10 protein-coding genes are annotated in these 10,346 nt (G+C 71.3%); 8 read left to right on the top strand and 2 right to left on the bottom strand.

All coding sequences use genetic code 11. The annotated features are described in order from the left end of the window. Window positions 1-354 precede the first annotated feature (354 nt). Window positions 355-1,089 carry a 4'-phosphopantetheinyl transferase family protein gene (locus IE267_RS22745; protein WP_189764468.1) on the top strand — a complete coding sequence of 245 codons (735 nt, stop codon included), beginning with the start codon at window positions 355-357 and terminating at the stop codon, window positions 1,087-1,089. A 42-nt stretch (window positions 1,090-1,131) separates the two neighbouring features. Here the strand turns inward: IE267_RS22745 and IE267_RS22740 are convergent, their stop codons facing one another. Next, window positions 1,132-2,742 carry a tryptophan halogenase family protein gene (locus IE267_RS22740; RefSeq protein WP_189764467.1) on the bottom strand — a complete coding sequence of 537 codons (1,611 nt, stop codon included), beginning with the start codon at window positions 2,740-2,742 and terminating at the stop codon, window positions 1,132-1,134. Window positions 2,743-2,914: 172 nt separating this feature from the next. On the opposite strand from IE267_RS22740, the gene IE267_RS22735 reads away from it, so the two are divergent. Continuing rightward, window positions 2,915-3,568 carry a DUF4097 family beta strand repeat-containing protein gene (locus tag IE267_RS22735; protein WP_161248550.1) on the top strand — a complete coding sequence of 218 codons (654 nt, stop codon included), beginning with the start codon at window positions 2,915-2,917 and terminating at the stop codon, window positions 3,566-3,568. Window positions 3,569-3,630: 62 nt separating this feature from the next. On the opposite strand, the gene sbnB is transcribed toward IE267_RS22735, so the two are convergent. Beyond that, entirely contained in the window at window positions 3,631-4,629 is a 999-nt protein-coding gene (gene sbnB / locus IE267_RS22730; protein WP_189764466.1) for a 2,3-diaminopropionate biosynthesis protein SbnB, read from the bottom strand. Window positions 4,630-4,763: 134 nt separating this feature from the next. Here sbnB and sbnA point away from each other — a divergent pair, with 134 nt between their 5' ends. The 6 genes from sbnA to IE267_RS22700 all read left to right on the top strand — a co-directional run bounded on the left by sbnA (window position 4,764) and on the right by IE267_RS22700 (window position 10,321). Further along, on the top strand, window positions 4,764-5,801 hold the full coding sequence (sbnA, locus tag IE267_RS22725) for a 2,3-diaminopropionate biosynthesis protein SbnA (RefSeq protein ID WP_189764465.1): 1,038 nt from the start codon (window positions 4,764-4,766) through the stop codon (window positions 5,799-5,801). Between the two features lie 41 nt (window positions 5,802-5,842). Continuing rightward, window positions 5,843-6,715, top strand: coding sequence for a 4'-phosphopantetheinyl transferase family protein (locus IE267_RS22720; RefSeq protein WP_167152699.1), 873 nt, complete (start codon window positions 5,843-5,845; stop codon window positions 6,713-6,715). Continuing rightward, window positions 6,679-7,614 (top strand): ornithine carbamoyltransferase, encoded by a 936-nt coding sequence (locus IE267_RS22715; RefSeq protein WP_189764464.1) that lies wholly within the window; start codon window positions 6,679-6,681, stop codon window positions 7,612-7,614. The genes IE267_RS22720 and IE267_RS22715 overlap by 37 nt, the downstream gene beginning before the upstream one ends. Then, the gene (locus IE267_RS22710) at window positions 7,611-8,894 is read left to right on the top strand and encodes an MFS transporter (protein WP_189764463.1); all 1,284 of its coding nucleotides are present in this window, start codon (window positions 7,611-7,613) and stop codon (window positions 8,892-8,894) included. Before IE267_RS22715 ends, IE267_RS22710 begins: the two co-directional genes overlap by 4 nt. Before the next feature lie 102 nt (window positions 8,895-8,996). Then, complete coding sequence (locus IE267_RS22705; protein ID WP_189764462.1) at window positions 8,997-9,947, top strand: TauD/TfdA family dioxygenase; 951 nt, start codon at window positions 8,997-8,999, stop codon at window positions 9,945-9,947. 146 nt (window positions 9,948-10,093) lie between these two features. After that, window positions 10,094-10,321 carry an MbtH family protein gene (locus IE267_RS22700; protein ID WP_161246991.1) on the top strand — a complete coding sequence of 76 codons (228 nt, stop codon included), beginning with the start codon at window positions 10,094-10,096 and terminating at the stop codon, window positions 10,319-10,321. The last annotated feature ends 25 nt before the right edge of the window (window positions 10,322-10,346 follow it).

The raw sequence follows: 10,346 nt of genomic DNA, 5'->3' as shown, positions 1-10,346 counted from the left end.
GCTTCCCTTCGGTATTTCGTGTTCCCGACTCTATCAGACTCTTTCGTGTCCGATTCCCCGTCGGGGCGGGGTTTGTCTTCCCGGCTGTTGGGCCGTTCCGACGTCCCGAACTCTAGCTGATTTTTCCGGCCGATTCATAATCGAGTCTTCCGGTCCGACCGCAATAGAATTCGGCATGCCGAAATTCATCCCGGGCGGGAGATCGTGCTGAGTTGGGTGCCGCAGAGTCTGCGGCGGACGGTTGCCGCAGAACCGATACGGCTCCGTGGCAACCCGAAGAACCTTACGGACCGGCTCGGCCCGCGTCAAATCGGACCTCGGCCCCGGCCTCCCTCGGGGCGGTAGCGTTCCCCCGTGACCTTGATCCACGAAATCGACGCGTCCGTCGCGCACGCCTGGTGGTGGCCCACGGGAGACAGTCCCGTGGCACCGGCCGACCTGGCCCTGCTCAGCAAGGAGGAGCGCGAGCGTGCCGCGCGGTTCGTGCACCAGCGGAGCGCGGTCGGGTTCGTGGCCGGGCGCGCGGCGAGCCGCCGCATCCTCTCCGGGCTGCTCGATGTGGCGCCCGAGGAGATAGGCCTGGGGCGCCGGCCCTGTCCTGGCTGCGGCGATCCGCTGCACGGGCCGCCCGCGGTCCTTGCCCCGGCCACTCCCCTGTGGATCAGCATTTCGCACACCGACAGCTGCGGGATGCTCGCCGTGGCCCGCGTTCCGGTGGGGGTGGACGTGGAGGGCGTACGGGACTTCCCGGTCCTGGAGCTCGCGGCGTCGACCCTGTCCGATTCGGAGCGCCGGGTCGTGCTCGGTGCGGACGAAGGGGATGCCCGCACCCGGCTCTTCCTGCGCTGCTGGACCCGTAAGGAAGCCGTGCTCAAGGCGGTCGGGGTCGGGATCACCACCGATCTCTCCACCGTCGACACCCGGCCGGAGCTCGCCGGTTCCGCGGTCGTGGCCGCCGGGGTGCCCGGTACCCCCGCCTCCTGGGTCGTGACGGACCTGGCCGTGCCCGGCCCCCTGGCCGCGGCGCTTGCCGTGCCCGCCGGCGCCGATGGCGGCCGACTGGAGGTACACCTCCACCAGCACGTATAGGGAACGACGGATGCTTCCGCACCCGTGCGTGAAGCGCTCCCGTCACCCCTCGTAGAGGTTGCGCAGGCAGTCGTACGCCGTCGGAAGCGTGTCCAGGAGGTTGCGCTGCTGGCGTTCGATGGCGGTGAAGAGCTGGTCCGCCGCGGCCACCGATTCCGGACGGTGGGCCAGGACCGGCAGGGCGGTGCGCGGCTCCGTACCGAGGCCGGCCAGGACGCTGTAGTAGTGGCCGTCGGTCCAGATGTTGTGGAGCTCGGCTTCGGCGTTGCCGTGCGAGCCGTAGTAGGCGGCCTCGTCCGTGGCCATCGGGTTGACGGGCAGGGCCGCACGGTAGGCGTCGGCCTTGCGGCGCAGTCCGGCGGGGAGTTCCCGTTCCTTGCCCGCCCGCCAGAACGCGGTGTCGGTGCGAGGGGCGAACGCCAGATGGGCCTGCACGAAGTCGCGGGAGTCCGCGAAGATCTCGTCGGTCTCGCGGTTGTAGCTGTCGGCCAGCGCCGGGTCGAAGTCACGGTCCGGGAAGTGGGTGACGAGCCGGTGCAGCGCGGCTACCAGGAAGTGGCTGCCGGTCGACTGGAGCGGGCCGAGCGAGCCGGCCGAGCGGCCGACGGCGATGACGTTGTCGACCCAGGTGCGCCGGGTACGGCCGACCCGCAGGTCCAGGGTGTCGAATGCGGTGCGTTCGGCGTCCAGGCCCCACAGGGTGCTCAGCTCGGCCCGGGCCTCGTCCTGCGTGGTGAGCGAGCTGTGGTGGACGTGGCCGGTGGAGAAGCTGCCGCGCAGCGGTATCTTCCAGGCCCAGCCGGACGGCACGGCCACGGCGGACGTGTAGGGGTCGACGCCCTCGGCGCGGTCGTTGTGCGGGATGCGCGCCACCACGGCGCGGTCGCAGAGCAGTTCGCCCGAGAGGTCCTCGAAGGGTTCGGCCAGGACGCCGTTGATGAGCGCGCCCTCGTAGCCCGAACAGTCGATGAACAGGTCCGCGTCGAGCACGTGCCCCTCGGTGGTGCGCAGAGCGGTGAGCCGGCCGTGCTCGTCCCGGTCGGCACCGGCGAGTTCGCCCACCACGACGTGCGTGTCGTGCTTGGCCGTGGTGAAGCGGCGCAGGTAGTCGGCGAGCAGGGCCGCGTCGAGGTGCCAGGCGTAGCGGGTGGCGGCACGGCCGTCGAGCCAGCGCGGTGCGAGCTTCGCGTCGAGGAGCGGGGGTTCGCGGAAGCAGGCGTAGTCGAAGGGGTCCTGTGTGCGGCCCTCGTGCTTGCGCTTGAACCAGTAGTGGGAGAGCGGGAGTCCTTCGCAGTCCGGGAGCAGCCCGGTGGAATGGTAGAAGTGGTCGCTCGAACCGGTGGGCAGCTGCCTGGGCTCGGCCGAACCGGGGCCTTCGGTACGCCAGTTGACGAAGCGTACGGCCGTCTTGAAACCCGCGCCGCACTCCCGCATCCACTCGTCCTCGTTGATGCCGAGCGGGTCGAAGAAGCACCGGTGGAGGTGGGGCAGGGTGCCGACGCCCGAGGCGATGTGCGGGGCGGTGTCGTGCGGGGATTCGAGGACGGTGAGGTCCACGGTGCCCTGGAGCGCCTTGCCGAGGTGGGCTGCGGTCATCCAGCCTTCGGCTCCGCCGCCCAGGATGACGGCCTTGCGGATGCGTCGACTGTTCATGCGGGGCACTCCTGGCGGTGAGCGGGGGTCTCAGATGGACCACCCTCGGCCAGGGTCCTATACGACAGCTATAGAGGTGGTGTGAGGGGTGTACAGGAATTTCATAGATTCCCGCAGGTTCCCGGGATCAGGCTGGCGGCTCCGACCGGGTAACCGTTCCTAGGGAGTTCCGATGAAGCGCCCGTTCCGTACGAAGACCGCGGTGTACGTCATGGCAGCCGTGGTGTCCGGGGGCCTCGTCTCCGGCTGCATGGGGAAGACGAGCACCGACTCCGCCTCGTACACCGTCGACTCGAAGGTCACCTCGCTGAAGGTCAAGACGTCCGGAGGCACCATCGACGTGGTGGCCGGGAGCGGGAACGCGGTGCGGGTGACCGAATCGCTCAAGTACGACGGCGACAAGCCGAAGACCCAGCACCTCACCCAGGGCGGGGAGTTGTCGCTGACCGCGCCGTCGGACTGCGGCGGTGGCCTCGGGGGCTCGACGTGTGAGGTGGACTACCGGGTGGAGGTGCCGAAGGCGCTGGCCGCGACGCTGGAGAGCGACGGCGGGAACATTTCGGTGGACAAGGGGGTGGCCGGCCGGCTGACCGCGCGTTCCGACGGCGGCAGGGTGACGGCCGGCTTCACCGAGGCGCCGGACTCCGTGGACATCAGCAGCTCCGGCGGCAATGTCACGATCCGGGTGCCGGACGGGGCGTACGCGGTGGACGCGGCGACCGGGGGCGGCAGCCAGAGCGTGCGGGTGCGTACCGATCCCGGATCGGCCCGCAAGATCCGGGCCCGCTCCGACGGCGGCGGGATCTCCGTGCTCCCGCTGGCCTGAGCCCGTCACGACGGTGGCCCCCTCCTTCACGGGCGGGGGCCGCCGTCGTGTGCGTACCGGGGTCAGGAGTCGAGGAAGTCGTCCACGTGGATGCCCCGGCCCGACCGCTCGGCCTGCTCGCGTACGTACTCGGCGAGCGCGATGTCGAGGACGCCCAGGCCGAACGGCGAGTAGACGACGGGGCGCCCGGGGTCGCGGTCGAGGGTCGCGGTCCCGCGCAGCAGGGCGCCGATGGGGGCGGCGACGAAGTCGCGGTTGCCGGTGCGCTGTTCGGCCAGGTGCAGCGAGGTGCGCTCGCGGCAGACGTGGTCGGCGTCGTCGACGATGTTGAGCGATCCGAGGACGGTGTCGACGGTGAGGTCGCGCAGGGAGATGTGCAGCACGGTGGTGCCGGGGGCGCAGGCCGACAGGTCCGTGTGGGGCGCGCCCGCGGTGGTGGCGAACGAGACGAGCGGGTGGGCGGCGAGGGCGTCTTCGAGGCCCGTCACCGGATACGCCTTCACCGCGGGGACTTCGGCGGCGCAGGTCCTGGCGAAGTCCTCGGCGCGGGCCGGGTCCATGTCGTAGAGGGCGGCCTCGCGCAGCGAGGGCAGGGCCGCGGACAGGAAGCGCAGGATCTCCAGGTTGATCACTCCGCAGCCGACGAGGGCGACCGAGGTGGGCGGGGCCTGTTCGGTGAGGACGCGGGCGGCGAGGGCCGCGCTCGCTGCGGTGCGCTTGGCGGAGATGACGGAGCCTTCGAGGAAGGCCGAAGGTCGGCCGTTCTCAAGCGAGTTGAGGGTGATGCTGGCGCTCGCCCGCTCCAGGCCCGCCGATACGTTGCCGGGGAACGAGGCGATCCACTTCATTCCGGCGACGGGCGCCGGGCCGCCCCGGTAGGCCGGCAGGCCGATGATGCGGTCCCGGGCGTGCAGCTCCTCCGGGAAGCGCAGGAAGGTCGAGTGCGGCAGTGCCGTCGCGCCCTCGTCGTGCAGCCGGTAGGCGTCGGCGACCAGGTCGATGATCTCCAACTCCCGGCCCGCCAGGGCGTCCGCCACGTCGGTGCGCCGAAGGATCAGCATTGCGGTTCCTTTCGATGGTCCAGTGCTGCGGCGACCCTGCGGCCGGTCTCTATACCTCTTCTCTAATAGAACGCGCATAGGGCGTCTGTTCACCGTGGTCTCCGGACAGCCACAACAGAGGGAAGGACAGCCGCATGAGCCGTCCCGTACTCCAAGGGATTCTGGGCACCATCGGGAATACCCCGCTGGTCGAACTCCGCAATGTATTCCCGGGGTTGAGATCCCGGGTCTTCGCGAAGATGGAGAGGTTCAATCCGGGGGGAAGCATCAAGGACCGGTCCGCGCTCGGCATGCTGCGGCAGCGTATCCACGAGGGGCGTCTGATTCCCGGGCGCTCGGTGGTGGTCGAGTCGAGTTCGGGAAATCTGGCCATCGGCATCGCGCAGATCTGCAAGTACTTCGGGATCGAATTCATCTGTGTCGTCGACGCGAAGACCACCGCGCAGAACCTGGCGCTGCTCTCCGCCTACGGCGCGCGGGTCGAGGTCGTACGGACCCCGGACCCCGTGACCGGTGAGTTCCTGGGGGCCCGGCTCGACCGGGTGCGGGAGCTGGTGGACACGGTGCCGGGGGCCTACTGGCCCAATCAGTACGCCAATCCGCTGAACCCGCTCGCGCACCACGAGACGATGCGGGAGATAGCCGAGGCGCTGGACGGGCGGGTCGACTACCTCTTCTCGCCGGTGTCCACGTTCGGCACGCTGCTCGGCTGCGCGACGTACGTCGACCAGCACGCGCTGACGACCACGGTCGTCGCGGTGGACGCCGTGGGCAGCGCGATCTTCGGCCAGCCGCAGAGCCGTCGGCTCATTCCGGGGCACGGCGCCTCGGTGCCGCCGGCGCTCTTCGATCCGGCGGTGGCCGACGAGGTGGTGCACGTGGGCGATCTCGACTGTGTGGTCGCCTGCCGCCGGATGGTGCACCGCGAGGGCATTCTGGCCGGTGGTTCGTCCGGTGCGGCCGTGGCCGCCCTGGAGAAATTCAGCGACCGCATTCCCGAGGGGTCGAACGTCGTCCTCATTTTCCCGGACGGCGGGGACCGCTATCTCAACACCATCTATTCGGATGCCTGGGTCGGCGAGCACTTCGGGGAGGTCTCGCATTTGTGGAAGCGCGCCCTGACGGCCACGGGCGGGCTCCGGCTGACGACGGCCACCGCCACCGGCGCCTGATCCCCCGTGGATCGGGCCCGACGAGAAAAGGGGTGACTCCCATGAGCGCCGAGGACTTCTCGGATGTCTTCGACGCCGATGAGACGCACGTGTGGTGGGGGACGGTCGCCGAACCGCTCGGCCCGGACGCCATCGCCGTGCTGTCCGCGGCCGAACGGGACTCGGCACGCGCGATGACCGCCGAAGCAGGCCTGTACTACGCCGGTGCGCACGTGGCGGTACGCCGCGTACTCGCCGGCTATCTCGGGGCCCGCCCGGCCGACTTGCGACTGGGCCGGCTGCGCTGCCCGGAGTGCGGCGACAGCGACCACGGCGCGCCGTGCGTGGAGTGGCCGCCGACCGAACTGAGCTACAGCCTGTCCCGCTCGGGACCGCACTGGCTGCTCGGGGTCACGGGCGGCGGCCACCGGATCGGCGTCGACCTGGAGCAGGTCCTCGGGTTCGACACCGCGGCGGTGGCGCCCTCGGTCCTGTCGGACCGGGAGCTCGCACATCTGCGTCAGGAATCGGAACCGGCGGCCCAGCTGGCGGTCTTCCTCCGCTACTGGACCAGGAAGGAGGCCGTCCTCAAGGCCAGCGGCGTCGGCCTGATGACCGACGTCCGGGCGGTGGACGTGCACGGGCCGCCGGGCAGCGGCCCCCTCGTCGTACGCCATGCGGCGGCGACCGGGCCGGACAGCTGGGTGGTGGAGGACCTCGCGGTCGGTCCGGGCCGGTACGCGGCCATCGCCCGCGAGGCCGCGGCCGCCGGACCGCTGCGGCTGATCGGGAAGCCGCCGCCCACCGCCCACAGGGCAGGGAGCGCCGAGCCGCCCGGGGCCGCACGGCTCCCGGTCGCGGCCGAACCGTCCGACACCGATGAGCGAAGGAGCACACCATGGCCGTCCGCCACCTCATCTCTCTCGATGACCTGACCGACGAGGCGCTGTACGGGATCGTCGCCCGGGGAGCGGAGTTCTCCTCGGGGCAGTCCTCGCCCGGCGGGCTGCTCGCCGGGGCGGTCGCCGGGATCTACTTCCGCAGGACGTCGACCCGTACGCGTACCGCGTTCTCGGCCGGGGCGCTGCGGCTCGGCGCCGGGATCGTCACCTTCAACGGCACCGATCTGCAGACCAACACGGGCGAGAGCAGCGAGGACACCGGCCGGGTCTTCTCGCGGATGCTGGACGTGCTGGTCGCGCGGACCTCGGGCGACCCGGCCGAACTGCGTTCCTGGGCACGCCAGTCCAGGATGTCGGTGGTCAACGCCATGACCGCCGACGAGCATCCGACGCAGGGGCTCACCGATCTGACCACACTGCTGCGGCAGTTCGGGCGGATCGAGGGGCTGCGGGTGCTGTACCTCGGCGAGGGCAACAACACGGCCGCGGCCCTCGCCCTCGGTCTTTCGCGGTTCGCCGGGACCGAGCTGGAGCTGCGCACCCCCCGCGGTTACGGCCTGACGGCGGACGTGCTCGGGCGGGCCCGGGCGTCCGCCGCGGCGCACGGCTCCTCGGTCGTCGAGCGGCACGACGTCGAGGGGCTTCCCGTCGATGTCGACGTGATCTACACCAGTCGTTGGCAGACCACGGGCACCAGCAAGGAGGACCCCGACTGGCGGGAGCGGTTCGTGCCGTTCCGGATCGGCGAGGGGCTCTGGGAGTACAGCCCGAAGGCCATGTTCATGCACGACCTGCCCGCGCACCGCGGTGAGGAGGTGAGCGCCGGGGTCCTCGACGGGCCCCGCAGCATCGCCTTCGCCCAGGCCGAGAACAAGATGCACAGCGCCATGGCCGTGCTCGAATGGTGCCGCGCGGGCGGTGGCGCGGCATGAGCCTGCTGGATGAGGCGGCGCCCGAGGCGCGGGCCGCGCCCGAACCGCTGCGCCGCAACCGGGACTTCCTGCTGCTGTGGTCCGGAGCCGGTCTTTCGGCCCTGGGGCTGCGGGCCAGCGTGGTCGCGTACCCACTGCTGATGATCTTCTTCGGGAACAGTCCCACCGGTGCGGGCGTGGTGGGATTCGCCGCCCTGCTGCCGCAGTTGGTGGTGCAGCTGCCCGCCGGGGCGCTCATCGACCGGTGGGACCGGCGCAGGCTGCTCGTGCTGTGCGACCTCGCCGGGCTGCTCGCCATGGCGGGCGTCACGGCGATGCTGCTCGCGGGGCGGCTGTGGCTGCCCGTGGTGGCCGCCGCGGCGTTCGTCGACGGCACGGCGGGCCTCTGCTACCGGCTGGCCGAGCGCGCGGCGATCAGCCACGTCGTGCACCCGTCGCAGCTGAACTCCGCACTCGGGCAGAACGAGGCGCGGGGGCAGGCGGCGGGGCTGCTCGGCCAGCCGGCCGGCAGCGGGCTCTTCCAGTTCGGCCGGTGGCTGCCGTTCGCCTTCACCGCGGTGACGCACCTGGTGGCGCTCTGCACGCTGCTCCTGATCCGGCGCGACCTCCAGGGCGAACGGAACGCTCCTGCCGCCTCGTTGCGCGCGGAGGTCGGCGAGGGACTGCGCTGGGTGTGGGGGCAGCGCTTCATGCGGGTGGCCGTGGGGCTGCTCGCCGGGAGCAATCTGCTCTTCCAGATCCTCACGCTCACCTTCGCCCTCGTCGTCAAGGAGAACCACGGCTCGCCGTTCCAGATCGGCATGATCGGCCTGGTCGCGGGGGCCGGCGGGATCGCGGGGGCCCTGGCCGGCTCGCGCGCCGCCGGCCGGGCGTCCCCCCGTGCGGTGCTCGCCGGGGCGCTCGCCCTGTGGGCCGCGCTGATGGCGCCGGTCGCGTTCGTGTCGCACCCGTACGTCCTGGGGGCGCTGCTCGGCGGGATGAGTTTCGCCGGGGCGCTGATGAACGTGGTGGCGGGCGTGCACCAGGTGCGGATCACTCCGGCGGCCCTTCAGGGCCGGGTGACCAGTGTGTTCGCGCTGCTGGGGTCCGGTATGGCATCCGCCGGCGCGCTGGCGGGCGGGGTGCTGCTCGCCTCGTTCGGCACCCATCGCACGGCCCTCGCCATCGCCGCGGCGATGGGACTGCTCGCCCTGGTGTCGCTGGTGTCCCCGGCGCTGCGGGAGACGGCGGGCGACGCGGGCCCATCGGTCCCGGATATGGCGCGTAGCGAAGAAATATAGGCCCGCCTCCGAGGGTGGGTTCATGGGGGCGCACCCCTGCCGATCGAGGTCAAGTGCCTTGACCCGGGGGCGGGTTCCCTTCCTCAGAAGGAGAGAACACGGATGGAGAACGTGGCGAACGACGGCCTCTGGGCGCCGGCCGGGGTCACCCCGGCACAGACGGGCACCGAGCCGAACGCCGGCGGCCTGGCCGCACACCTCGGCTCGCTCGACGACCTCGGTGGCCTGCTGGCCCGCGAGAAGGCCCTGGTCTTCCGGGGGTTCGGCGTCGAGCCGGGCGAGCTGGACGAGGTGATGGACCTGCTGCTGCCGAACCGGCTCGCGTACGTCCACGGCAACTCGCCCCGCACCAAGGTCGGGTCCAACGTCTACACCTCGACGGAGTACCCGGCCGAGTACAGCATCTCGATGCACAACGAGATGAGTTACGCCCATCAGTGGCCCGCCAGGCTGCTGTTCTACTGCGAGACCGCTCCGCACACGGGCGGCGCCACCCCGGTGATCGACGGCACCCGCTGGCTCGGCTGCCTCGACGACGAGGTGCGCGAGGCCTTCGCGGGCGGTGTCCGCTACAGCCAGAACCTGCACGGCGGCATGGGCCTCGGCAAGAGCTGGCAGGACACCTTCGAGACGGCCGAGCGCGGCCGGGTCGAGGAGTTCCTCGGCGCGTCGGGCGCGGACTGGAAGTGGCAGCCGGACGGCTCGCTGCGCGTCACCCAGCTGCGACCGGCGACCGTCACCCACCCGGTGACGGGCGACGAGGTGTGGTTCAACCAGGCGGACCAGTGGCATCCGGCCTCGCTCGGTGACGACACCGCCAAGGCGCTCGCGTCGATCATGCCGGCGGAGGAACTCCCCCAGTCCGTCAGCTTCGCCGACGGCTCGCCGATCCCGGACGCGTACGTCCTGCAGATCCGCGACCGGGGCCTGGACAACGCCGTCGACGTCGACTGGCGGCGCGGGGACCTGCTGCTCATCGACAACGTCCTGGTGGGCCACGGCCGCCGGCCGTTCACCGGACCGCGCCGCGTGCTCGTGGCCATGTCCGACTGACCCGGACCGCCTTCGCGTACGGCGGGTCCGTCGGCCGCCCCCGACGTGCGGCCGGTGCGCCGACCGCGTCCGATGTCCGGCCGGCGCGCCAACTGCCCCTGATATTCCGCCCTTTCACCCCTTGACCCAATGAACAGGAGACCACCGTGTCCGCCGAGACCAACACCGAGAAGACCCCGGCACCCACCCACCGCGTGGTGCTGAACACCGAGGAGCAGTACTCGATCTGGTGGGCCGACCGGGCGCTGCCCGCGGGCTGGCGCGCCGAGGGCACCGAGGGCAGCCGCGAGGAGTGCCTCGCCCACATCGGCGAGGTGTGGACGGACATGCGTCCGCTGAGCCTGCGCCGCCGCATGGACGCGACCGCGGCCTGACTCCGCGGCCATCACACCGATCACG

Source organism: Streptomyces xanthochromogenes, from assembly GCF_014650455.1.
In the GTDB taxonomy this organism is placed as follows: Bacteria; Actinomycetota; Actinomycetes; order Streptomycetales; family Streptomycetaceae; genus Streptomyces; species Streptomyces xanthochromogenes.
The sequence above is the reverse complement of the archived record's forward strand: the minus strand, read 5'-3'. Positions and strand labels throughout refer to the sequence as shown.